At 64.2% G+C, this 24,369-nt stretch carries 19 protein-coding genes; 8 read left to right on the plus strand and 11 right to left on the minus strand.

The window, feature by feature from the left end:
- Positions 1-22 precede the first annotated feature (22 nt).
- The 3 genes from NMQ09_RS12145 to NMQ09_RS12155 all read right to left on the minus strand — a co-directional run bounded on the left by NMQ09_RS12145 (position 23) and on the right by NMQ09_RS12155 (position 5,816).
- Complete coding sequence (locus NMQ09_RS12145; protein ID WP_255190844.1) at positions 23-448, minus strand: hypothetical protein; 426 nt, start codon at positions 446-448, stop codon at positions 23-25.
- Between the two features lie 110 nt (positions 449-558).
- The gene (locus NMQ09_RS12150; protein WP_255190845.1) at positions 559-1,650 is read right to left on the minus strand and encodes a DNA topoisomerase IV subunit A; all 1,092 of its coding nucleotides are present in this window, start codon (positions 1,648-1,650) and stop codon (positions 559-561) included.
- The gene (locus NMQ09_RS12155; RefSeq protein WP_255190846.1) at positions 1,647-5,816 is read right to left on the minus strand and encodes a DNA topoisomerase VI subunit B; all 4,170 of its coding nucleotides are present in this window, start codon (positions 5,814-5,816) and stop codon (positions 1,647-1,649) included. Before NMQ09_RS12155 ends, NMQ09_RS12150 begins: the two co-directional genes overlap by 4 nt.
- Positions 5,817-6,101: 285 nt before the next feature.
- Between NMQ09_RS12155 and NMQ09_RS12160 the strand changes: the two genes are divergently transcribed.
- Positions 6,102-7,400 carry an RNA-guided endonuclease InsQ/TnpB family protein gene (locus NMQ09_RS12160; protein ID WP_255190847.1) on the plus strand — a complete coding sequence of 433 codons (1,299 nt, stop codon included), beginning with the start codon at positions 6,102-6,104 and terminating at the stop codon, positions 7,398-7,400.
- Here the strand turns inward: NMQ09_RS12160 and NMQ09_RS12165 are convergent.
- Positions 7,339-8,082, minus strand: coding sequence for a DUF2250 domain-containing protein (locus NMQ09_RS12165; protein WP_255190848.1), 744 nt, complete (start codon positions 8,080-8,082; stop codon positions 7,339-7,341). The genes NMQ09_RS12160 and NMQ09_RS12165 overlap by 62 nt on opposite strands.
- Before the next feature lie 335 nt (positions 8,083-8,417).
- Between NMQ09_RS12165 and gyrB the strand changes: the two genes are divergently transcribed.
- Complete coding sequence (gyrB, locus tag NMQ09_RS12170) at positions 8,418-10,349, plus strand: DNA topoisomerase (ATP-hydrolyzing) subunit B (RefSeq protein WP_255190849.1); 1,932 nt, start codon at positions 8,418-8,420, stop codon at positions 10,347-10,349.
- A 69-nt stretch (positions 10,350-10,418) separates the two neighbouring features.
- The gene (gene gyrA / locus NMQ09_RS12175; RefSeq protein WP_255190850.1) at positions 10,419-12,965 is read left to right on the plus strand and encodes a DNA gyrase subunit A; all 2,547 of its coding nucleotides are present in this window, start codon (positions 10,419-10,421) and stop codon (positions 12,963-12,965) included.
- Positions 12,966-13,168: 203 nt separating this feature from the next.
- Here gyrA and NMQ09_RS12180 read toward each other — a convergent pair whose 3' ends face one another.
- From NMQ09_RS12180 to NMQ09_RS12190, 3 genes are all read right to left on the minus strand, one after another.
- Positions 13,169-13,702 carry an Rrf2 family transcriptional regulator gene (locus NMQ09_RS12180; protein WP_255190851.1) on the minus strand — a complete coding sequence of 178 codons (534 nt, stop codon included), beginning with the start codon at positions 13,700-13,702 and terminating at the stop codon, positions 13,169-13,171.
- 117 nt (positions 13,703-13,819) lie between these two features.
- Positions 13,820-14,743 carry a ZIP family metal transporter gene (locus NMQ09_RS12185; protein WP_255190852.1) on the minus strand — a complete coding sequence of 308 codons (924 nt, stop codon included), beginning with the start codon at positions 14,741-14,743 and terminating at the stop codon, positions 13,820-13,822.
- Between the two features lie 146 nt (positions 14,744-14,889).
- On the minus strand, positions 14,890-15,570 hold the full coding sequence (locus NMQ09_RS12190) for a metal-dependent transcriptional regulator (RefSeq protein ID WP_255190853.1): 681 nt from the start codon (positions 15,568-15,570) through the stop codon (positions 14,890-14,892).
- 119 nt (positions 15,571-15,689) lie between these two features.
- Between NMQ09_RS12190 and rocF the strand changes: the two genes are divergently transcribed.
- The 4 genes from rocF to NMQ09_RS12210 all read left to right on the plus strand — a co-directional run bounded on the left by rocF (position 15,690) and on the right by NMQ09_RS12210 (position 19,578).
- Complete coding sequence (gene rocF / locus NMQ09_RS12195) at positions 15,690-16,610, plus strand: arginase (RefSeq protein WP_255190854.1); 921 nt, start codon at positions 15,690-15,692, stop codon at positions 16,608-16,610.
- A gap of 206 nt (positions 16,611-16,816) precedes the next feature.
- Positions 16,817-17,515, plus strand: a complete 699-nt coding sequence (locus NMQ09_RS12200; protein ID WP_255190855.1) for a DUF4013 domain-containing protein — start codon at positions 16,817-16,819, stop codon at positions 17,513-17,515.
- Positions 17,516-17,776: 261 nt separating this feature from the next.
- Positions 17,777-18,931, plus strand: coding sequence for an NAD(P)/FAD-dependent oxidoreductase (locus NMQ09_RS12205; RefSeq protein ID WP_255190856.1), 1,155 nt, complete (start codon positions 17,777-17,779; stop codon positions 18,929-18,931).
- A gap of 59 nt (positions 18,932-18,990) precedes the next feature.
- Positions 18,991-19,578, plus strand: a complete 588-nt coding sequence (locus tag NMQ09_RS12210) for a small multi-drug export protein (RefSeq protein ID WP_255190857.1) — start codon at positions 18,991-18,993, stop codon at positions 19,576-19,578.
- 45 nt (positions 19,579-19,623) lie between these two features.
- On the opposite strand, the gene NMQ09_RS12215 is transcribed toward NMQ09_RS12210, so the two are convergent.
- Positions 19,624-20,961, minus strand: a complete 1,338-nt coding sequence (locus NMQ09_RS12215) for an aminotransferase family protein (protein ID WP_255190858.1) — start codon at positions 20,959-20,961, stop codon at positions 19,624-19,626.
- Positions 20,962-21,095: 134 nt separating this feature from the next.
- The gene (locus tag NMQ09_RS12220; RefSeq protein WP_255190859.1) at positions 21,096-21,761 is read right to left on the minus strand and encodes a helix-turn-helix domain-containing protein; all 666 of its coding nucleotides are present in this window, start codon (positions 21,759-21,761) and stop codon (positions 21,096-21,098) included.
- Between the two features lie 89 nt (positions 21,762-21,850).
- On the opposite strand from NMQ09_RS12220, the gene NMQ09_RS12225 reads away from it, so the two are divergent.
- Positions 21,851-23,197, plus strand: coding sequence for a cytochrome P450 (locus NMQ09_RS12225; RefSeq protein WP_255190860.1), 1,347 nt, complete (start codon positions 21,851-21,853; stop codon positions 23,195-23,197).
- Between the two features lie 58 nt (positions 23,198-23,255).
- On the opposite strand, the gene NMQ09_RS12230 is transcribed toward NMQ09_RS12225, so the two are convergent.
- Together NMQ09_RS12230 and NMQ09_RS12235 are read right to left on the minus strand one after the other, a co-directional pair.
- The gene (locus tag NMQ09_RS12230) at positions 23,256-23,453 is read right to left on the minus strand and encodes a DUF7333 family protein (protein WP_255190861.1); all 198 of its coding nucleotides are present in this window, start codon (positions 23,451-23,453) and stop codon (positions 23,256-23,258) included.
- Between the two features lie 66 nt (positions 23,454-23,519).
- The gene (locus NMQ09_RS12235; protein ID WP_255190862.1) at positions 23,520-24,269 is read right to left on the minus strand and encodes a hypothetical protein; all 750 of its coding nucleotides are present in this window, start codon (positions 24,267-24,269) and stop codon (positions 23,520-23,522) included.
- Positions 24,270-24,369: the final 100 nt, after the last annotated feature.

Here is a 24,369-nt window from a genome sequence, read left to right on the forward strand (position 1 = left end):
ATTCCGACCGGTTTTCGGCGCGTCAGACGGTCTCGGAGAACAGTTCGAATCCACCGCCGCCACCGCCGATCCACAGGACCGCGACCTCCTCACCGTCGTGGACGTCGTCGATGGTGATCGCATCACCTTCCGTGACGATCTCGCCCGCCCCGTCGTGTTCGGCCCAGGTCCCTCGGTCCTCGCCGTCGACGCGGATGAGCAGTTCGTCGGCAGGGAACTCGTCGCCACCGTCGTGGACCACGGTTGCCTCGCCGTCGATCGCACCGACCCCGAACTCGGCCGACGGTGCGTCGCCCGACGACGAACCGGCGAGGTTGCCGACGTGTCCGACGATCGTGCCGATTCCGACGAGCAGCGTCGCCACGAGGAGGAACAACACCACGGCCACGACCAGGACGGCGCTCAGGGCGGTCAGCGCAGACTTCACACTGCTGACGAGATCCCGCATTGACTGTGCGTGCGTGAATCGCGGGGAAAAAGCTGGCGAATCCTAGAGGACACCCATCTTCTCGAGTCGTTCCGACAACGCTCTTCCGGAACGACGACTCGACGTGCGTCCTAGATGACGCCCATCTTCTCGAGTCGTTCCGGAAGATACGTCTCAGTGACGAAGTCGAGCCCGTAGGAGGCCAGCGACTGCTGTTCGGATTTCTTCTCGATCTCGAGTTGCAGTTCGATCTGTTCTTCCCAGTAGTCGGTCTGGAACCGGGGATCGGAGAGTTCGCTCTCTAAGGCGTTCTTATCGGAGTCGCTGAGGGGGTCGGTCGGCAGGTCGTACTCGACGATGTCCTCGGGCTGGATGCCGATGAACTGCGCTTCTGGGGTGGCGAGGTACTCCGAGAGGTGAGCAGACTTGATCGAGCCGTAGGCGACGGAGCCGTAGATCCGATAGGACCACGGGTCGCCGTCGGTGAAGACCGTCACCGGGATGTCGAGTTCGTCGTGCAGGCGTTTCGTGATGCGGCGGGTCGCCCGGGCGGGTTGGCCCTTCAGGTGGACGATCAGCGCGCCGTACTCCTCGTCGAAGCCGTTCTCGACCAGCCGGTCGCGCATCCCACCGGTCTCGACGGCGAGGATGAACTCCGCGTCCGAGCCGAGAAAGTCGATCGTGTCGGGGTTGTTCGGAATCTGGTAGCCGCCCTCGCCGACGTCCTCCTGGCAGTGGATCTCGCGCTCGCCACGGCGGGTCTGCTCGCGTAAGTGCAGCGGCCCCATGATCGTCGCGCCCGACTCCTCCGGGCGCATGTGGAAGTCTTCGCGAGTGACCCCCGAGACGATCTCTAAGTCCTCGATCAGGCCGTTGGACTCGTCCTGGTCGCCGAACTGGGCGTTCTCGTTGTCCCAGCTTTCGGAGAGGTAGTACAGTTCACGCAGGGTCGAGGATCGATCCTGCTCGAGCTGGTTCGTGAGGAATTCGATCGTGTAGACGGCCTTCAGCAGCTTGCGCGCGCCGCGGACGGAGTTCGCCGACCGGGTCGAGGTCCGGTCGCCGTACACCCACACCCCCATCTCCTCGTCGTATTCGATGTTGCTCTTGGTCCGCGTCGGGACGGCCATGTGGGGGATCTCCCCCAGTTCGAACTGGTCGTAAAACTGTGCCGCGAGGTCGATCAGGCGCTCCTGGGCCTGCTGGCTCTTGTCCGTGCTCATTGGTCCGTCACCGTCAGTTTCTCCGCCTCGACCCCCTTCACGTCGAGGTCGAACGATGCGTCCGCACTCACCTCGTACTCGAGGGCGACCTCCTCGCCGCTCGGCACGTCGGCGTCCCACTTGACGAACCACTCGCCGTCCATCTCGACGACGGTCGCGCCGTCGGTGAGGTTCGTTGGCTCGGCCGAGACGATCTCCGTCAGTTCGAACGATTCGCTCGTACTCGAGTGGTTCTCGACGACGACCTGGACCGACCGGCCGTCGCCGTTTGCCTCGATCCGGCGCTCGACGAGGACGTTGTTCATGATCCGGGCGATGGCGTCGTCGATGTTGGGTTCCGGCCGGCCGGTCACGTCGGCGACCTTCTGGGCCATCTCCGGGAGGATCTGTCCGAGGACGTTCTGTTTCTTGCGCCGTTTCTCCATCGAGCGGCGCTTATTGAGGTAGCTCTTGAGTTCGCGGGCCGCTTCCCGGATCGCGAGTTCGATCTCGTCTTCGATCTCGGGGACGTTCGCGACGGCGTCTTTCGACTCGCTGGTGAAGGGGACGTTCGTCGACGCCACGTGAATCATCACGACGGCCGGACCGTTCGGCAGACCGGAGCCGCCGGGCTGGTCCAGCCCGTAGTTTCGCCAACCGATGCCCTTCACGACGTCCGTCGTCGCACACGCCCCGCGCTGGTAGACGAGCGGGACCCGGTTGGCAAAGCGCAGAACGTCGACGGTTCCCTCGGCCTCGATCTCGCCGCCGTAGGCGATACCGGCCTCGACGACGAACGGGTCGCCGCCGTGGACCCCGGCGTCGCGGGTCGCCGCGGCGTAGAAGTCAGCGTCGAACTCCTTTTTCAGGCCCGCCTCGATCAACTCGGCGGAGATGGGCGAGAGACACCGCGTCGGTGGCGCCATGATGTCGGTCGCCCGCATCGCGTCGACCAGATTGCTCGCGGCGTCCCGGTCGTCCGCCAGCTCGCGCACGAGCGGCGGGTCGTCCGGCACGGTTCCCATCACGTCCCAGACCGCGTCGGTGACGTTCTCTCGGGCGGTGTCGCCGAAGGCCACGTCGTCGTACTCCTCGGTGAGGTCGGCCGCGCGGTCGACGGACTCCCGGAGTTGTTTCCGGGTGAGTCGGTGTCGGTGGTCGTCCTCGTCCTCGAACGTCCCGGCGAGTCGAACCGCGAAGGCGTGGACGACCGCGTCGTCCTTGCGGGTACTCGTCGCCTCGTCGGCGAGCTCGTACAGGTCCGTGACGATCCGGGAGTGATCCTCCTCGAGCTCGCCGTCGGTTTCGTCGGCCTGCTCGTCGTCGCCGATCCCGACGACCGCGTTCCAGGCCGCCTCGACGGCGTTCTCCTGAACGGTGTCGCCGAACGTCGTTCCGTGCTCGGCCTCGACGGCCGCCGCGGCGTCGGCGACGACTGCGAGCAGTTCGTGGTGGGCGAACCGATCCCGACTCGAGAGGTCGTCGGCGATCGTTTCCGCGAAGGCGGTCGTCGCCTCCGCACCCTTGTTGACGGTCGCCTCTTCGACGATGGCGACGAGGTCGACGCCGTCAGTGGCTGCGGGCGGCGTCCAGGTCATCTCGCGGCCGAAGTGGCGGTCGCGGAAGGCGTCGACGATCGAGTCGGCTGTCTTCTTGCCCACGCGGGTGAACTCCTCCTGGAGGAAGCCGGAGATCGAGTGCGAATCGGTCGCGTTCAACATCTTGATCACGGTGCCGAGTTCGACCCCGTGGGGGTGCGGGCGGATCTCCTCGGTCTCCTCGGGAAGCTGGTCGGTCGCTCGCTCGAACTTGAAGTGGGCCTTCGGCTCCCTGAGCTCGAGGCGCGCGTGGGGGTTGACGACCGCCGTGTGCTGAACGTAGTCGTGGAGCTGCTGGCGCGCGCGCATGTTCGCTTCCATCTCGAGTTCGATGCGCGTGCCGTGGGGACGATCCCAGTTCGTGGTCCGATCGACGCTGATCTCGGGTTCGTTCTCGTCGGTATCGACGATGAGTTCGAAGTACTGGGCTTCCTCGGAACCCTGGGTTCGGCTCGTGATCTTCGCAGGTTTGCCGCTGGTGAGCTGGCTGTAGAGGACTGCCGCGGAGATACCGATACCCTGCTGGCCACGGCTGTTTTTCACGCTCACTGGTCCCTCGTTACAGACGACGAAGTTCTCGTCGGAGCCGGTCGCGCCTGGCACCGAGATGTCGTAGACGTACTCCGGCGGTTCGGTTTCTTCGACCGATTTCACCGGGAGCAGGCACATGTCCGTGTCGGTGAACCCGTGGAGAGTCTGGATCGTCTCCCAGAGTTCCTCGAGACGGTCGGTGGGCCTGTGATCCTCGTCGAGAAGTCCCTTTTCTCTGAGGTTGTGGACGTATCGCGGTTTCTCGACGTACTCGCCCGCGAGGGCGTCCTCGATCAGCGACTGGTAGATCTCCGCGTGTTCGACGCTCGAGCCGACACCTGCACCCATCAACAGCCCCGGAATCGTGTCTGGGACGGTCATATTCCCGACGTGACCGGCGCGGACGTCCTCGAGTAAGGACGTCGGAATCCGTTTGTACTGCTGTTGGGACGTGTCCCGTTTCGTGGTGAAGACGTCAGACACGTTGACGTCTTCACCGTAGACTTTCGTTCGATAGGCCGTCGTCGATTCCTCTGCGTAGCCGCTTGCGTTTTCGACTGTCTCCGTACTCGCCAGCACGCCGTGACGGTTCCAGAGGACGGCGAGTTGTCGTGCGAGCGTCTCGCTCGTCGTCGTATGTGAGAGTTCGTTGCTCGGGTGCGCGTCGGAGCCGTCGCCCTGATACAACGCGGCGATGAACCGCTGTTGTCGCTCTGGCGGTGCCCGGAACACGAACTCCGGAATACGCTTTTCCTCCGCGGAGCACCCACACGTAGACTCCAGGAACATCGCGAGTGGCGAGGCGAACGCCTTGACCCGAGTCGAGTTCCGTTCCCGCTGGACCGTCGTGCTCGAGCCGGTGATTCCCGCGACCGCCTGCTCCGTCGCCTCGATGAGTTCGATCTCGTGTGATCCGAAAGTGAATCCAACCTGTCGGTCACCGACGTGCCCTTCGGAGACGTAGTAGGCGAGCATCTCGACGAGCGCGTCGTCGATTGGGAGTGTAACCGGCATCGTCGTCTCCTTACCACCGACCTGGTAGGTCTTGAGTTCACAGTCGGCAGCCCGTTCCTCCCACCCCAGTTTCAACACGAGCTGTGCGGGGAGGTACCCCTTCTCGATGTAGTTTTGCTCGAGACTGTCACGAAGGACGTCGACGCCCTCGTATCGGTAGTAGTACCGTTCCCGGCTGCTGTCCTCGGTGGGCTTTTTCCGGATCAGTTCGCCCGTCCTGAGTTCGGCGAGCGTCTCGGTTTCGAAGCCGTAGACGTAGAGCCGGCGTCCCTCGAGTTGTTCGGCTGCTATATGTTCCAGAACGTTGACTTCCTCGAGGGGGTCCTCGGGACCCGGGAGCCGACGCGGCGTCAAGAGGACGTCGCCGGCCTCGAGTTCGCCGGCTTTGACTTCCGTCGTCTCACCGTCTTTTGTCAGAGAGAAAACGCTGTGGTTGCCAGTCACCTCGACGGTCCGCCCCTTCTGTGTCGTAATCTCGTAGGTACGTTCCTCGGTTTCGTGCCGGATCGCGTGCGTGACCGGCTGCCAGGTCATCTCGAGGGTCTCGCGGTTGAACGACGGCACCTCGATCTCGTCGGGGATCGGTGCGGTTCCGTCGCCGTCCTGGGGTAGGTACGCGTCACAGAGCGTCCCGATCTCGACGAACTCGATCTCGCCGTTTCGCCGGACCAGGAGTCGCTGGCTCGGAGTCAACGACTGTTCTCTGGCGTGGAACCGCGAACCATAGAGCAGTTTCCCGAAGACCTTCGGCAGCGACTCCTTGGTGATTCCCGGTCCGTTGTCCTCGACGATCAGCCGGTAATAGTCACCATCCTCCTGGATCTCGACGTAGATGTCGGGGAGGATGCCGGCTTCCTCTGCGGCGTCGAGGGCGTTGTCGACGGCCTCCTTGACGGCCGTGACCAGGCCTCGAGCGCCGCTGTCGAAGCCCAGCATGTGCTTGTTCTTCTCGAAGAACTCGGCGATGGAGATCGCTCGCTGGTTCTCGGCCAGCTCCTCGGCGATCCCCGGCTCGTCGCCGAGTGTCGACTGGAACGACGTCATCGTCCTCCCATATCCGCGGCGGGGCTAAAAGGTGTGCGCTACCGGAGTGAAAGTGGACGTTGGCTGGCGTGCGATGCGAATTGTGACCAGCACTCACTCGCTTTCGAGGTCTTGAAGGATGCGGTCAGCGGCCGTCGTCGTCACAGAAATGCAAGGAGGAAGCCCACGACGTTAGTCGTGAGAGGAATCCGACAACGCTCGAATCAACCCACAAGCGATAGCAGTCCGACTCCCCAACGTCAGTCGTAGAAGTTATAAAGAAATAGTCCAGTATGTGAAACACGGATGGGGGACGTGATTCGCACCGTTACCGTCAAACTCGACGTACCTGAGGAGCGGTGCGACGACCTCCATCAAACGAAAGACCAGTTCCTCCATTGTGCGAACACCACCGCAGAGTGGGCGTGGAGACACCCACACGACTCCTGTGTAACCTCGAAGCAGAAAGCAGAGAACGCCCTCTACGACAGACTTCGTAGTGAGACGGAGTTGACCGCGAACCTCGTCCAGAAAGGGATTCGACGGGCTATCGAGGCCACAAAAAGCGGTGTCGCCCGCCTCAAGAACGGAGACAGGACGAGTCAACCGCACTTCGATGCGTGGAGCGTTGTCTACGACAAACGAAGCGCGACGTTCCACCGCGACCACGTCTCTCTGTCCACAGTGAACGGTCGTGTCGAGTGCGACTACGTGATTCCCACTGATCCAGATGGAACCCCGATTGGTGACTACCTGTTGAACGAGGATTACGAGTTCCGCATGTCCACGTTACAGTACGACCGTTCCACAGAGTCGTTCTATCTTCATGCACGAATGCGCCGACTCGAACGTGACGAACAGTCTACGACCCCTTCTTCCGATGCCAAGCACAGAACAGTCCTTGGCGTTGACCTGAACGTGGACGGTTCGCTCGCCGTCACTTCCACAGGCGCGTTTATCGGGAACGCTGACGAGATGAATCATCGACGCCGAGAGTTCGAGAAGACTCGCGGGTCGCTACAACAGACGGGAACGCGGTCTGCGCACCTGTCGATTCAGTCGATGAAAGACCGCGAACACCGCTGGATGCAGGATGAACTCCACCGGGCCTCAAACCAGATTCTCGAAGAAGCCCGCGACCACGACTGTACGCATATCGCGTTCGAGAACCTGACCGATATTCGCAAGCGGATGGCTGGTGCAAAGCGATTCCACGCATGGGCGTTCCGACGCCTGTACCAGTACGTCGAATACAAAGCCGAGATGTTCGGTATCGAGGTCGAACAGGTGAGTCCGGCGTACACAAGCCAGCGGTGTTCGTCTTGTGGGTTTACCCACGAATCGAATCGGCGGTCGAAACACCAGTTCGTGTGTCAGAAGTGTGAGTACGAACTGAACGCGGATTATAACGCGAGCAAGAACATCGCTCGTAAGCATCTCAACCGTCTCCGCTCGGGGCAGAAGTCTTCGAGTGGAGGCGCACCCTGTCAGTGTGCGCTAAAGTCAGGGATGTTGAACCTGAACGGCAAGTTCCATGCCTCCGTCAAATCGACGGCAGAAGGGGAGTCCACTGACAAGCCCACGACTTCAGTCGTGGGTTACTGACGTAGTAGGTGTGCTTGCGGTGAGTCTCGGTCTTGGGCTTGAGCTTGCGCTCCGTTCCCTTGATGATCGAGCCGTCGTAGGTCTCGACGAGCCTGACCGCCTCCATCGCCCGGTAGAGCTGGCGGACGTGCCCGAGGTCCAGCCCGACCTCGACGGCCGTCAGCTGTGGGTAGTCGGGGCCTCCACGCCAGAGCCGCCGGGCGAGCGTCGCCGCGTCCTCGAGCCAGCGCAGGAAGTCGACTCTCCCTTCGCGTTTCTCGAGGTGCGCCAGCAGCTGCTCGCCGGTCTCGGAGAGCCGGTAGTCGGTTACGCCACCGTCGCCCGCCGAGTCGACGGCTACGAGCCCGCTCGAGGCCAGTTCCTCGCACGTCCCGTCGATGGCCGTCAGCTCGGCGTCCAGTTCGCCTGCCACGGCCTCGCGTTCTTCGAGCTCCGCCTCGAGTGTTCCCGCGCGTTCGTACCGTCGCTGGGCGTTCTCGGCGGCGGAGGCCTCGAGGTCGAGGGTGACGTCGATCGACTCGCCGGCCGGTGTCTCGAGGGTGAGCGTGAGCTCGCCGCTCTCCCAGTGGTCGCCCGACTCGGTCCGGGCGCGCTCGAGCGCCGTCTCGACGGCGTCGATTCGGGTGAAGATAGTGTCGGCTTCCGTCCGAAGACGCTCGATCTCGGCCCGTGAGACCGCCATGCGAGGCGGTAGACGCTCGAGGCGTATACTGCTTTCCCGTGCGCGACGCCGTGGCGGGTTCCGTTCTCGGGTCGACTCCCCGCGACTCGGACGGAGTGGACTCGAACAGCCCATCCCGGGCGAGTCGAGTGTCGATTCCTGACCTGTCACGTCGACCGGTTCGTCGCGACGACCGCCTCCCGAGACGAACGGGGTTTCCGTCTGACAGGCGTCGTCTGTCGTTCCTCGAGGACAGGTCTGCCGTTTTGATAGATAAGAGACAATTCTTCGCTTCGCGCTCGCGCGCGTACGTGAGTTTTATAAACTACCGACTATTATCCGGAGACAGGTTTCTCATGTCCCAGGAACGCGAGTACGGCGCCGGACAGATCCAGGTCTTAGAAGGCCTGGAGGCCGTGCGAAAACGTCCGGCGATGTACATCGGCTCTACGGATTCTCGAGGACTCCACCACCTCGTCTACGAAGTGGTGGACAACTCGATCGACGAGGCGCTAGCCGGTCACTGTGACGACATCACCGTCGCCATCCGCGACGACGGTGGCGTCACGGTCACTGACGACGGCCGCGGGATCCCGGTCGACACCCACGAGGAGTACGACCGGCCCGCCCTCGAGGTCATCCTCACCGTCCTCCACGCCGGCGGCAAGTTCGACAGCAAGTCCTACCAGGTCTCCGGCGGCCTCCACGGCGTCGGCGTCTCGGTGGTGAACGCTCTCTCAGAGCGACTCGAGGTGGAGGTCAAACGCGACGGCGGGGTCTTCACCCACGCGTTCGAGCGGGGCGAACCCCTGGGCGATATGGAACGAGTCCGCGACATGGACCCGGACGAGGAGTCGGGGACGCAGATCACGTTCTGGCCCGACGACGAGATCTTCGAAGCCGACGAATTCGCCTTCTCGACGCTCTCGAACCGGCTTCGCGAACTCGCCTTCCTCAACTCGGGCGTCCGGATCACCCTGCGCGACGAGCGCGAGACCGACGAGGTCGGCGAAGCGGTCGCCGAAACGTACGAGTACCACGGTGGCATCCGCGAGTTCGTCGAGTACTTAAACGAGACGCGCTCGGCGATGCACGACGACGTCATCTACTTCGAGGGCGAGGACCAGAACATCCACGTCGAGGTCGCCATGCAGGCGACCGAGGAGCTCCAGGGATCGATCCACGCGTTCGCGAACAACATCAACACGCGCGAGGGCGGTTCACACCTGACGGGCTTCAAGACGGCGCTCACCCGCGTCGTCAACGATTACGCAGGCGAAAACGACCTGCTTTCGGACATCGAGGAGAACCTCCGCGGCGAGGACATCCGCGAGGGGCTCACGGCGGTGATTTCGGTCAAACACCCCGACCCCCAGTTCGAGGGGCAGACGAAGACGAAACTCGGCAACTCCGAAGTCCGAGGAATCGTCGAGAGCGCGATGCACGAGGGGCTGGGCACCTACTTCGAGGAACACCCCGACACCGCCCAGGCGATCATCCTGAAGGCCGTCGAGGCCGCGAAGGCACGGAAGGCCGCGAAGAAGGCAGAAGAGCTGACCCGTCGGAAATCCGCCCTCGAGTCCACGTCCCTGCCCGGAAAACTCGCCGACTGTCAGACGCGCGACCCGGACGAGGCCGAGTTGTTCATCGCGGAGGGTGATTCCGCCGGCGGGAGTGCCAAACAGGCCCGGAACCCCGAGTTCCAGGCCGTTCTCCCGATCAAGGGGAAGATCTTAAACGTCGAGAAACACCGACTCGATCGCATCCTCGAGAACGACGAGATCAGAAACATCATCACGGGCATCGGCGCGGGAATCGGCGACGAGTTCGACGTCGAGGAGATCCGGTACAAGAAGATCATCATGGCGACCGACGCCGACGTCGACGGGGCGCACATCCGGACGCTCCTGTTGACGTTCTTCTACCGCCACATGCGGCCGTTGCTCGAGGGCGGCTACGTCTACGCGACCCAGCCGCCGCTGTACCGTATTCGCTACCGGGGGAAAACGTACGACGCGATGACCGACCAAGAGCGCGACGAGATCGTCGCCGAAAAGTGCGACGGCAACCCGACCCAGGTCCAGCGCTTTAAGGGGCTGGGCGAGATGAATCCCGAACAGCTCTGGGAGACGACGATGAACCCCGACAACCGCATCTTAAAGCAGATCACGATCGAGGACGCGGCCGCGGCGGATAAGATGTTCTCCGTCCTGATGGGCGACGCCGTCGAGCCACGCAAGCAGTTCATCAAGGATCACGCGCCGGAAGCGGAGTGGATCGACATCTGAGATGACAGGTGAGTTGAACGCGCGACGCACGCAGCGCCGACCACGATCACGACGAGACGAGGTCACCACATGAGTTCGGAAGTACCAGACCCAACGGACATCGACGCCGCATCGGTAGAGCCCGTCCGCATCGAGGACGAGATGGAACAGAGCTACATCGACTACGCGATGAGCGTCATCGCCGGTCGCGCCCTGCCCCGGGTCGAGGACGGTCTGAAACCCGTCCACCGCCGCATCCTCTATGCGATGGGCGAGATGGGCGTCACGAGTGGCTCGAGCCACCGCAAGTCCTCCTCGATCGTCGGGGAGACGATGGGTGATTACCACCCCCACGGCGACCAGGCGATCTACGACACGCTCGTGCGGATGGCCCAGGAGTTCTCGATGCGCTACCCGCTGGTCGACGGCCAGGGGAACTTCGGTTCGATGGACGGTGATCCGCCCGCCGCCCAGCGATACACGGAAGCGCGCATGGCCGCCATCGCCGAGGAGTTACTCGAGGACATCGAGAAGGACACGGTCGACTTCTCCTCGAACTACGACGATCGCTTACAAGAGCCCGACGTGCTCCCCGCGGCGTTCCCGAACCTGCTGGTCAACGGCTCCTCGGGGATCGCCGTCGGCATGTCGACGAACGTTCCGCCACACAACTTAGGCGAGGTGATCGACGCCACGATCGCGCTCATCGACGACCCCGACGTGTCCGTCGAGCAGTTGATGGAGCACGTGAAGGGACCCGACTTCCCGACGGGCGCGAACATCGTCGGCCGCGACGCGATCTACTCCGCCTACGCCACCGGCCGCGGGCGCATCCGCGTCCGTGCCGAGTTCGAAGTCGAGGAGTGGAAGAACGGTCGCGAACGCATCGTCGTCACCGAACTCCCCTACCAGTCGAACAAGGCCCGACTGGTCGAGCGCATCGCCGAGGACGTCAACGAGGGCGATCTCGAGGGGATCACGGACCTCCGGGACGAGTCCGACCGTGACGGCGTCCGCGTCGTCATCGAGCTCAAACGCGGCGCGAACACCGAGGTCGTCAAGAACAAGCTGCTCGAGAATCACTTAGAGCGCACCTTCGGCGTCATCAACCTCGCGCTGGTCGACGGCCAGCCCCGCGTCCTGACGCTCAAGGAGACCCTCGAGGAGTACGTTTCCCACCGCAGGGAGGTCGTCCGGCGGCGCAGCGAGTACGACCTCGCGGAAGCCGAAGACCGCGCGCACATCCTCGAGGGTCGGCTCAAGGCGCTCGAGAACGTCGACGAGGTCGTCGACCTGATCCAGGATTCGGCGGATCGATCCGCGGCGAAGGGGGCCCTCTGTGAGACGTTTGGCTTCTCAGAAGCTCAGGCCGAGCACATCGTCCGGATGCAGCTGGGCAGCCTCACCTCGATGGAGGCCGCCGAGATCGAAGCCGAGTACGAGGAGGTGACGGCGGAGATCGAACGCCTCGAGACGATCCTCGAGAGCGAGACGGAGTTGCTCGAGGTCATCAAAGAGGAACTCCGCGAGATCAAAGCCGAGTACGACGACGAGCGCCGGACCTCGATCGTCGAGGACCAGGGGGTAGTTACCCACGAGGACCTCATCCCACAGGAGGACGTCCTCGTCGTCATGACCGAGGACGACTACGTCAAGCGGATGCCGGTCGACACGTTCGACCCCCAGGGTCGCGGTGGTAAAGGGATCATCGGCGCGGACGTCAAGGAGGGCGACCGCGTGACGTCGGTGTTCCGGGCGAACACGCACGACTACCTGCTCTGTTTCACCAACCGCGGGAAAGTCTACCAGCTCAAGACCTACGAGATTCCGGAGATGGGCCGCACCGCCCGTGGGAAGTCCGCGGTCAATATCGTAGACCTCGAACCCGGTGAGAACATCACGGCCATCGTCGACACCGACGCCCTCGATGCCGACGAGTTCGTGACGATGGTCACGCGCGACGGCTACGTCAAGCGCACGGCGGGCGAGGCGTTCGAAAACATCCTCTCGACGGGGATCATCGCCGCCAGCCTCGAGGACGGGGACGAACTGGTCGACGTGGCGGTCACCGACGGCTCGAAGGACCTCGTGATCGCGACCGAGCACGGCATGACGATCCGCTTCGACGAGGGCGAGGTCCGGGCGATGGGCCGGAACGCCCGCGGCGTCAACGGGATCAAACTCGAGGCCGGCGACGCCGTCGCCGGACTGGTCGCGACCGACGAGGGTGACGACCGGGCGCTGTTGACGGTGACCCAGAACGGCTACGGCAAGCGAACGCCGCTCTCGGAGTATCGCACCCAGTCTCGCTACGGCAAGGGGCTGATCGACATCAAAACCGGCGACCGCAACGGCTCCGTAATCGACGTGAAGGCGGTCACCGACGCCGACCACCTCGTTATCATGTCCGATCGGGGACAGATTATGCGGACGCGTGCGGCCGAGGTATCCACCGTCGGGCGCAACACGATGGGCGTGACGGTGATGGACGTCGAATCGGGCGATTCAGTCGCCAGCGTGGACGTCCTTCCAGACGTAAACGGAGCAGGAGAAGCGTCAGACGACGACGTGGCGGAAGAGTCAGACGACGTGAGTGACGAGCGCGCATCCACGGAGCCAGCACCCGAGGACGAGTAGACGCGAGTCTGCGCAATCGTAACCGTTGAAACGAGTACGATCGCCCGACGGCGTCTCGGGTCGAGGGACACCCGTCGAGCACCCAACACGGTCGTGATTGCTAGCAGAAGACGCACGTGCTGAAGACGGGACTACGAGCGTCGGGCGGCGGCGGTTCGTTCGGCCGATTCTGTGGCCGTTCGAGCGATTCGACTGCGGACGACCTAGTGTTCTGGTTCTTCTGCGGGAGCCACCATATCTTCGATCCGCAGAATGAGGATGTTGTTCGTGTCGTCTTTTCCGTCGACGGTGCCTTCGACGACGAGTTTCGACAGTGGCGTCGGTCCGACGACGACCCGGTCGTCCTCGTTGATCTCGCCGACGGCTCCCTGAATGTGGATCTCAGCCCGGCAGAGGTCGGGGTGGTGAACGCTCGAGAGGTCGATCTCCTCGACGATGACGTCCTCGACGGGCTCGCCCTCGTGCTCGAGCGGAACCGACGCGGGCTCGTCCATCTGCTGGATCTCGAGTGCCTCGTATGCGGCGGCTGTGGGTTTGTACCCACCTTTCGGCCCCGGTACGCCTTCGACGAGCTGGAGCGCCTTCAGGCTCTGCATCTGGTTACGAATCGTCCCCGGGTTACGGTCGACCTGGGCGGCGATGTCCTCGCCCTTGATGGCGTTCTCGGCGTCGTTGTGGAGGTTCGTGAGCGCGCGGAGGATCTTCTTCTGGCTCGGAGTGAGTTCGATCGATGACATGGGGACTCCTTCGTAGTATATTTCCTTAAATGGGGCGGGTTGGGAGCCAGTTTCGTCTGCGATCGTTGGGGAAATCGGTGCAGTCGTGTGGCGGTGTTCGAACGGTGGAGGGATCGATCAGCCCGGGAGGACCCAGCCTTCGACGATGACGTCCTCGAGCAGGAACATCAGACCCACACCGACGAGGAACGTCGCCGCGTTCAGCCGGGTCATGACGGCCTCGGCGTCGAACCGGATGAGCTGGGCCATCTCGATGAGCACCTGGAGAATCGCACCGACGGCGATGGCGAAAAAGACCGCTGCGAGCAGACTCGAGTTGGCGAGGCTCCCGATCCAGCCGCCGATGATCACCGGCCCACCCGCAATGAGGCCCATCGCAGCGAAGTGATGGAGCGGTGGCGTCGCCCGGTCGCGCGCGACGGCGGCGACGACGGTGGGGCCCTCCATCACGTTGTGCATGATGTAGCCGAGCACGAGCAACGTGACGAGCGTCGCGTCTTCGAGGACGAACGCGACGCCGATTCCCATCCCCTCGCCGATACTGTGTAATCCGAGCGCGATCGCGACGAGGTAGGCGATCTGGAGGCCGCTTTTCTCGCCGCTCGCCGCCGTTCGCTGTCGCCACTCGCTGACGGCGTACATGACGGCGAACGTTCCCAGGATGGCGAGGGCGGCGAGCCCCAACGCCAGTGTGGTGTGCTCGGCCTCGGCGCTGTGCTCGAAGACCTCCTCGGTCATCTCGAAAGCGATGAACACGAGCACCCCGGCGGCGAGTGCGAGGAACGCGTGCAGATATCGGTGATCGAGCGCCCGGATAAAGGGGAACCAGAGCATGCCGATCGCGACCGGTACGATCCCGGCGATCGCGCCGACGATCGTGAGCATCCAGAGGACCTCGAGCGTGCTCGCGTCGCTCATCGACTCCACGTTGCCGAACGGCGAGGTAACGTAGAGCACGCCGAGCACGGCGCCGAGAATAACGAGCGGGCCGACGGCGAGCGCCCACCGGGGGAGCCGCTCGAGCGGCGAGTCGTCGCTCATCGACCGGCCCCACCTCGGCAGCAGTCAGTGTAGATCGTCTTCATCGAGCACAGATTAGACGCGTCTAAACTAATATGTTGTCCTTCGAAGCGACGATTGAGAGGTGTCTATCGGCACATCGACGTCGGTGAAAACTGGAGGAAAGATCAGTGTTCGGCGCGTTTCGAGGCGTCGACTCGCACGTCTCGAGCGACGTCTTCCGGCAACGAGACGGGCTCCGATCGTCCGACTGCCTGGGCGGTGATCATCCCGAACGGAGCGATTTCGAGAATTTCGAGTTCGATCCCGGGTTCGACGCCGTGATCGGCGAGATACGAGAGCACCTCCGGGTCGTGGTCGGCGACCTCTTCGACGACGACGACGTCGCCTTCTTCGAAGCCGGTGATCGACTCGGCGTCGGTGGTTTCGAGTGGCTCGAGGTCCGCACTCGGGATCGGCGAACCGTGTGGATCGACCGTTGGGTCGCCCAGCGCGTCCGCGACGCGCGCTTCGAAGTCCTCGCTGATGTGGTGTTCGAGCCGGTCGGCTTCTTCGTGAACTTCGGCCCAGTCGTAATCGAGGTGTTCGGTCAGGTACGCCTCGAGCAGTCGGTGGTGTCTCACGACCTCGAGAGCGACGGTTCGGCCCTCGTCGGTGAGTTTCACACCCTGGTACTTCTCGCGGTCGACGAGCCCTCGCTCCTCGAGTTTCTCGAGCATGCTGGTGACCGTCGGCGACGTGACGTCGAGTTCCGCGGCGATCTCGGACGTTCTAATTCGGGCGTCCGACTCGCGCTGGAGCTGGTAGATGACCTTGAGGTAGTCTTCCATCACGTCGCTCAGCATCATCGTACGTCGAGTTTAGCTGCGTCTACTCCTAAACCTTGCGTCGTCTTCGAGCGGCCGCCCACATGATAGTCGACCATGGGAACCGTATCGACTAAACGAACGGTGACGAAGAGAGGCCAATGAGCCGAACCGTTCGAATCATCGGCGCACCGATGGACTATGGCGCGAACCGACGCGGCGTCGACATGGGCCCGTCGGCGATCAGGTACGCGGGGTTGAGCGACGAACTCGAGGATGCTGGCGTCGAGACCGTCGACGCGGGCGACCTGTTGATGCCGCGCGCAGAAGAACGCGATCCCGACGCGAATCCGCCACGGGCGGGGAACGCGAAATTCCTGCGCGAGGTCGAAGACGTCTGCTCGCGCCTGCGCGAACAGGTCGCCGAATCGCTCTCGGCCGGGGAGTTCCCGCTCGTCCTCGGCGGCGACCACTCGATCGCGATCGGAACCATGGGCGGCTCCTCGCGCGAGGCAGATCTCGGGGTGATCTGGTTCGACGCCCACGCCGACCTCAACACACCACAGACGTCCCCCAGCGGAAACGTCCACGGGATGCCCCTTGCCGCCACGCTGGGACGGGGGCTCTTCGGCGAACTCGAGTGGGCACACGCACCGCGCGTCCGTGAGGAGGCAGTCGCGTACGTCGGCCTCCGGAGCATCGACGAGCGCGAACGCGACCTCATCAAGGAGAGCGACATGACGGCGTTCACCATGGCCGACATCGACGAACGAGGGATCACGGCCGTCGTCGAGGACGCACTCGAGGTCGCGACGCGAGACACCGACGGCGTCCACGTCAGTCTCGATCTCGACTGGGTCGACCCGAAGACCGCCCCCGGTGTGGGAACGCCCGTCCGCGGCGGCGCGACCTACCGAGAGGCCCACGCCGCACTCGAGCGCGTCTCGAAGCACGACGAGCGCGACGGAATCGTGCGGTCGATGGACGTCGTGGAGGTCAACCCGATTCTCGACGAGAAAAACGAGACGGCGAAGCTGGCGGCCGGACTCACCGCGAGCGCGTTCGGCAAACGCATTCTCTAACTACGGCGACTCGCGCTCCGGTGACCGTCAACAGGGGCGGAATTTTAGACAAGTACGCTACAGTACCCACGTCGTCGAAATGCAGATAGACGCTGGGATGAGGGCCCGACCTATCGGAAACCCGTATATAGCGAAAGGTTATGCGAGTGTCAGCCCTATAATACGTGATCGAACCGCAAGCAGCGGAAGTTGATCAAGAACGAATCATGTTAACAGACGCAGTCACCTATCTGAAAAACAGCGACGACGTGTGGAAGACCAGCATCATCGGTGGTGTCCTGCTACTGTTTGGCTTCCTGTTGATCCCGCTGTTCATCGTCTGGGGATACATCCTCCGGGTACTGGATCGAACCGCCCACGGTGACGACGATGCACCGGTCTTCGAGGACTGGGGAGAGTTGACCGTCGACGGCGCCAAAGCGTTCGTGGTTCTGCTCGCGTACTCGCTGGTGCCGGTGGTGGTTGGCTCGGTACTGATCGGGAGCGTCTGGCTCGCCACCGGCGACAGTCCGGGCTCGGCCACCGCCGCCGGGACGATCTTCGGCGGGCTGGTCACGCTCGTGCTGTTCGTGGCGGTGGCATACGTCACGCCGGCAGCACTGGCACACGTCGCGTCGGAGCGGCGGATCGGTGCCGGATTCGAGTTCGAGACGCTCCGCCCGGTTCTCTCGAGTGGCACCTACGCAGCCAGGTGGCTGCTGGCGCTGGGAATCGTCCTCGTCGGGTCGTTCGTGGGCGGTCTCCTCAACGTGGTTCCGTTTCTCGGAGCCGTCCTCGGTGCGATCGTCGGATTCTACGCCCTCGTTGCGGCGTACTACGTGATCGGACACGCGTGGGGAGACCTCCACGTCGTCGCCGTCGACGACCGGGACGACGACCGCTCGAGCGAACGAGCCGCGGTCTGAGATCCACACACGCCGCTCGAGTGATGCGTCGGTCCACGTTTCGGTGCGATGCCTCCACGTCGACTTTCCGCTCGTGCGAACGCGTCGGCCGGTTCGTCGACCAAAACTCGAAGCGAGACGCGGTCGATAGCCCGGAGCAGGTCGGGTCACGAGGTCGAGTTCGGCCGCGCGAGCGGACCGAAGGCCGTGTTCAGTGAGAACGTATGACGAGTTCGCCACAGTTTCAACACCTTTGTATCATCCGCATCCCGACTGTCCATCATGACGGAAAACGTCGTCGTTCTCGGTGCTGGATACGCCGGTGCCGGCGCGATACAGAGCCTCCAGTCGGAACTGGACGGCAGCGCACAGCTCACGTGGGTCTCGGAGACCGATTACCACCTGGTCCTCCACGAGGTTCACCGGGTCATCCGGGACCCGGGCGTCCGCTCGGACGTCACGATTCCGGTTCGGGACATCGCGAACCCGATGACGAAGTTCATTCAGGACCGCGTAACCGGCATCGACGTCGACGACCGCGTCGTCGAACTCGCCGAGGGAGAGGACGTCGAGTACGACTACGTCCTCGTCGCACTGGGCAGCCAGACGGCCTACTACGGTATTCCGGGCCTCGAAGAGCACTCCCTGACGCTCAAGGGCTTAGAAGACGCCCTCGAGATCCACGACGCGGTGAAGACCGCCAGCCAGGAGGCGACCCGGGGCGAACCCGCACAGATCGTCATCGGCGGTGCCGGTCTCTCGGGCATCCAGACTGCCGGTGAGATCGCCGAGTTCCGCGACAAGCACCGCGCCCCGCTCGAGATCCACATCGTCGAGGCGCTCGACGAGATCTTCCCGGGCAACGACCCCGAGATCCAGGGCGCGCTACGCAAGCTGCTCGAGGAAGCCGGCGTCACGATCCACACCGACGATCCGATCACCGAGGCCGAGGCGGACGTTCTCCACTTCGACGAGGGCGACCCCCTCGAGTACGACGTCCTCGTCTGGACCGGCGGTATCACCGGCCAGGACGCCCTCGAGACGGCCGACCTCGAGAAACAGCACAACCGCGTCGAGGCCGAGGCGAACTTCCAGACCTCGGACGAACGCGTGTTCGCCATCGGCGACTCGTCGATCCTCGACCAGGGTGACCAGCCCGCGCCGCCGACGGCCCAGGCGGCCTGGCAGGCCGCCGAACTTGTCGGGGAGAACATTTCGCGGGCGATCGAGAACCGCCCGCTGAAAACGTGGGAGTACGACGACAAAGGGACCGTCGTCTCGGTCGGCGAGAAGGCCGTCGCCCACGACGTCGCGTTGCTCCCGATCAACACCTTCGGCGGGCTCCCCGCGAAGAACTTAAAGAAGTTCATCGCGGCCCGCTGGATCGCCGACCTCACCTCCTGGAACCACGCCCGGACGTGCTGGTCGTCGCTGTAACTCGACCACTCGGGCCGACGATCGCACCCGAGACGCATCGGCGGCTTCTCTGACTCCTCGTGCCCGCAGCCTTCACCGTCGTCGACTGGCTCGTGACCGTCATCACAGCCACGCCGCCAGGGCTAGCGCTGGTCACGGAATCGGCACCCACGCTCCTCGAGTCCGGCCTCGACGCCCGCGCCCGCGAGTGGCTCGAGACGGCGAGTGGCCCCTGGCAGTACGTCCTCGTCTTCGTGCTCGCGGCGACGCCGCTGCTCGAGATTCTTGTCGTGATTCCGATCGGCGTCGCGCTCGGGCTCGATCCCGTCCTCGTCGCCGTCGTCGCCTTCGCCGGGAACGTCGTCCCGATTTACGGACTCGTCCTCGCAGCCGACCGACTCTCGGCGTGGCTCGCCGCCCGCCGCGACGGCGAGCGCTCGCGTCGGCGCGCTCGAGCGGAACGCATCTGGAACGCCTACGGCCTTCCGGGGCTCGCACTCCTCGCGCCCATTGCGACCGGGGTCCACCTCGCTGCGCTCCTCGCGCTCGTCCTCGGCGCACGCGGCCGGTCGACGCTCGGCTGGATGACCGTGAGTATCGCGGCGTGGACCGTCGTCATCACTGCGCTCTCGGTAACCGGGGCGGTGCTCCTCGAATCGGTGTTATGATCGGTGGTGTAGAACGAGTGGCTGTCAGTTCGGCTGCACCGGCGCTCAGCCAAAGACCGTCTCGATGGCCTCTTCGAGCACTGCGACGGCCTCGTCGAGTTCTGCTTCGGTGGTGCACAGTGGCGGGCTGACGATTACCTGTACGTTCGGTCGACCGCTGCCGAACATGACGCCCCCCTCCTGTGCGGCCATCTGAACGGCCTTGACGGGGTTGTCGTCGGCCGATTCGGCCTCGTCGACGCGGGGGTCGAAGAAGTGTTCACCCGTCTCGGGGTCGGCGAACTCGACGCCCCAGAGGAAGCCCCGGCCGTGGACCGAGTGGACGGCGTCGTAGCGATCCTCGAGCGCCTGGAGCGACTCGCCCAGGTGGGGCTCGAGCGCGCGGACGTTCTCGATCAGGTCGTCCTCGTAGACGTCCATCGCGGCGAGCCCGGCCGCACAGCCGACCGGGTGGCCCGCGAACGTCTGACCGAGTTCCGTGCCGTTCTCGCGAGCCCAGTCGCTGAGCTCTTCGCTCACGAGCACGCCCGCAAGTGGGACGTAGGCACTCGTGACGCCCTTCGCGAAGGTGATCATGTCGGGGACGACGTCCTCGGTCTGGATGCCGAACCAGTCGCCACAGCGGCCGAAGCCGGCGATGACCTCGTCGGAGATGAGGAGAATGTCGTACTCGTCACAGAGTTCGCGGACGCGCTCGAAGTAGCCCGGCGGGCCCGGGTAGGCACCGCTCGTGCCCGCGACGGGCTCGGTGAGGATCGCCGCGATCGATTCCGGCCCCTCGTTGCGAATGACGAACTCGAGGTGGTTCGCCGCGCGCTCGGCGAGCTCCTCGCCCGTCGCGCCGTCGAACGCCCGGGGGATCGGCGGGAGGAACTTCCCCGCGCCGGTGGTGGTGGCGTGGCGCTCGAGGGTCGAACGAGTCTCCGGGTCACCCGTCAGGCTCCCCGCACCGTAGGTGCCGCCGTGGTACGAGCGCCAGCGGGTCAAGACCTTCTGTCCGTCCGTGTACTCCCGGGCGAGCTGGACGGCGGATTCGTTGGCCTCACTACCCGTTACCGAGAAGTAGACGTCCGAGAGCGAATCCGGCGCAACCTCGGCGAGCCGCGAGGCGAGTTTGGCGCGGGTGTCGTTGTCTTTGGCCGAGGAGACGTACGCCACGCGCTCGAGTTGGTCGGCGATTGCGTCGGCGATCCGCCCCTCGCCGTGGCCCGCGTTGACGCAGTACAGCTGTGAGGCGAAGTCGAGGTACTCGGTCCCATCCTCGTCGTACACGCACGCGCCGTCGCCGTCGACGATCGTGACCGGTTCCGTTCCCGCGGCGTACCAGTGGGGGATCGATCCGGGTGACGCCTGTGAGAGGTCGCTTCGCGAATTTTGCGACATATCCACTTGAGTGGGGAGAATGGTGATAAGAATTTGGGTTTTTCTTCCTCAATTGAATTTCGTTCGACACAGTGCGGTTTCACTGACGCCAAATGTCATCGACGCCTTCCCAGGGTGGCTCGACGGCCGCGCCGTCAGCTCGAGGCGGTGTAGGCGTCGACCAGTTTCGCTTCCACCCGCTGGAGGTGTTCGCTCACGGTCCCCGGTGCGAGGCCGAGCATGTCGGCCAGCTCGCGGTGGGTCGTCTCCCGCGGCACCTCGTAGTAGCCTTCGTCGACGGCGAGTTCGAACAGTTCCCGCTGGCGCTCGGTCAACGTCGCCGAGAGTCGGTCGTCGTCGGGTTCGTACTCGCCCAGTCGTGCGAGGTCGAGACGGACCCCGTCGGGGAGATCCGCCGCCGCCCGCTGGATCGCTCGACTCGTCCCAAACACGGAGACCTCGACGCCGCGGCTCTCGGGTCGCTCGAGCGACCGCATCGGCCACTCGAGAACGATCTCGTGTTTCCGGAGGATCGCCAGCAGGTCGTCGACGAGTCCGGCCGTCCGACACTGGACGTAGGCGACGCCCTGGCCGTCGGCGCCGGCGACGTCGTACTCGAGTACCTCGGGTGCGTCCGCGAGCAGCGATCGGGCGCGCTCGAGGTCGCCCCGGAGTTCGAGCAGTTCCACGTACTGTCCCTCCTGCACCGGGCTCACGTACCGGATCGCTTCGATACGCACCGCATCCTCCCCCGCGAAGACGGCGTCGATCGGATGGCCGTCTCCGTGAGTCCACGTCAGCGTGACCGTCGCGTACCTCATCGTCGTCCTCTACCTCCCACGTCGTATAAAACCACCTAGGATGCTCGGATATAGACATAGACCCGACCGGACCGTCTGAACGGACACCGATGAGCAGCGACACACCTCCATTCTCGGACGACCGGCCGCCGGGCCCCGAGGGGCTTCCGGTACTCGGCAATCAGCTGGCGTTTCTCCGCAACCCGTACGAGTTCATGACGCGGACGGCTCGCGAGTACGGCGATATCGCCGCCTGGGAGGACCCCGGCGGCCCCGTTTACCAGCTCAACCACCCCGACCACATCGAGCAGGTGCTCGTCCAGAACAACCAGAACTACATCAAAGGTGAGAACTTCCAGAACGTCCTCCGGCCGATCACCGGCAACGGCATACTCAACAGCGAGGGCGCAGTCTGGCGACGCAACCGCCACCTCCTCCAGCCCGCGTTCCATCCGAACCGAATTCAGGAGTACGCGTCGATGATGACCGACTTTACGGAGGAGTCCCTCGAGACGTGGGAGGACGGCCAGACGCGTCACTTTCACGACGACATGATGGAGGTGACCCTGAAGATCGTCGCCCGGGCGCTGTTCGGCGCGGACATCGACGACCAGGTCCACGTCGTCGGGTCGGCGCTGGACGAGTTCATGCTCGCCTCAGAGACCCTCTCTCACTTCGTGTTACCACCGGGCGTTCCGACCCCGTCGCGCCGGCGGATCAGGCGCGCCCGCGAGCGACTCGACGCGGTCGTCTACGGCCTGATCGAGGAACGACGGCGGAACCCGACCGAGGGAGACGTCATCTCGACCTTACTCGAGGTGACCGACGACCAGGGGAACACGCTCTCGAACGAGCAGATCCGCGACGAAGTCGTGACGCTGTTGCTCGCCGGTCACGAGACGACCGCGCTCTCGCTGACGCTCACGGCGTACCTCCTGGCAAAACACCCCGAAGTCGAGGAGCGGCTCGTAGAAGAGTTGGACGACGTCCTCGACGGCGAAGCCCCCACGATCGAGGACCTCGAGGAGCTGACCTACACCGAGCGGGTCGTCAAGGAGTCGATGCGACTGTACCCACCGGTGCCAGGCATCGTTCGCGAGCCAGTGAAGCCGGACATCGTCGGCGGCTACGAGATCCCCCCAGGGGCGACGGTTCGGATGCACCAGTGGGTCGTCCACCGCGATCCCCGATGGTACGACGATCCCCTCGCGTTCCGGCCGGAACGCTGGACCGACGAGATGGAACGCTCGCTGCCGAAACTCGCGTACTTCCCGTTCGCGGCGGGGCCCCGACGCTGTATCGGCGATCGGTTCGCGATGCTCGAGGCGCGACTCATCCTCGCGACCGTCTACCAGCAGTATCACCTCGAGCTCGTCCCCGGGACCGAGCTCGACCTGATGGCGACGATCACGGCGCGGCCGAAACACGAGATTCCCATGACCGTCCACCGCCGGTGAGGCCGAACGCGGCCGTCGTCGGTCGCTCGTGATCGACGTGAAAATCGTGGCCGAGCGATCAGTGCGTCGCGCGATACTGGCCGTGTGCGACGCCAATAGCGAGCATGATCAGTCCGAAGATCACCATCGACGGGACGACCATCATCAGGATCGTACTGGTCGTCATCCCGGGCATCGGGAACAACAAAGCCGTGCCGATCGCGATGACAAGCACGAACGCAACCATCGTCTTGACCGTATCTAGCTCGAGTGCCATACGCGACCGTTCGGATTCAGCTCACATTACGATACCGGGAACCGCTAATCAGTTCACCGCCGTCGGTCAGTTCGAGGGGCGAGCCAGGTTCGCGAGCGCGACCAGGAAGCCGAGGAACCAGCCGAGCGGGAACGAGAAGCCGACCCACATCGCCGCGTAGGCGACGCCCTCGAGTTCGTAGTTCGCCCGCAGGAACTCGTTGAGGCCGCCGACGAACAGGACGTTGTCGAGCACCCAGACCGCCAGGTCGTAGCTCGGGTCGAGGACGTACGGCTCGAGCGACGGCGTCACGAGCGCGGCGACGACCGGCGGGAGGAAGATCGCCGTCATCGCGAACGGGTACGCCAGGACGACCGTTGTCACCCGGCCGCCGACCTTCGAGAAGGTAGCCGCGAGCGCGGTCGAGACGACGGCGGCTGCGCTCGCCGCGGCGACGGCCAGGAACGCGTCGAACGGCAGTTGCAAGTGAGCGATAACGGTGAGGGCACCCCAGATTACCAGCGCGAGCCCCGTCACGCCGGCGACCCCGAGACGGGTCGTCGTCGAGTCGAGTTTACTCGCGTAAAAGCGGGTCGCGAATCCGAGGACAGTCAACGGGTAGAGGACGAGCAGCCCGAGTGCGCCGAGGATGCTCCAGGCGTGGTAGGCGATCTTCTGCGGCGTCGTCTCGGGTTTCCATTTGCCCATCACGGAGTGGCCGCGGCCACGCTGTCGGGGGAACGGGATCTCCATCCAGGCACCGTGGAGCCGCTCGAGGTCGACCTTCACCGCGCCGACGATGCCGCCACCACCACTTCGCTGTGCGCGGGTAGCCATACGGAACGAACGCGCGCGGTGAACCGTTAACTTTCGGGTTTTTCTCGGCCGGGAGACGGTCGTCGATGGGTGAGGGATCGGAAAAAGGCGTTTGGGGGAC

Source organism: Natronobeatus ordinarius (genome assembly GCF_024362485.1).
Lineage (GTDB): Archaea > Halobacteriota > Halobacteria > Halobacteriales > Natrialbaceae > Natronobeatus > Natronobeatus ordinarius.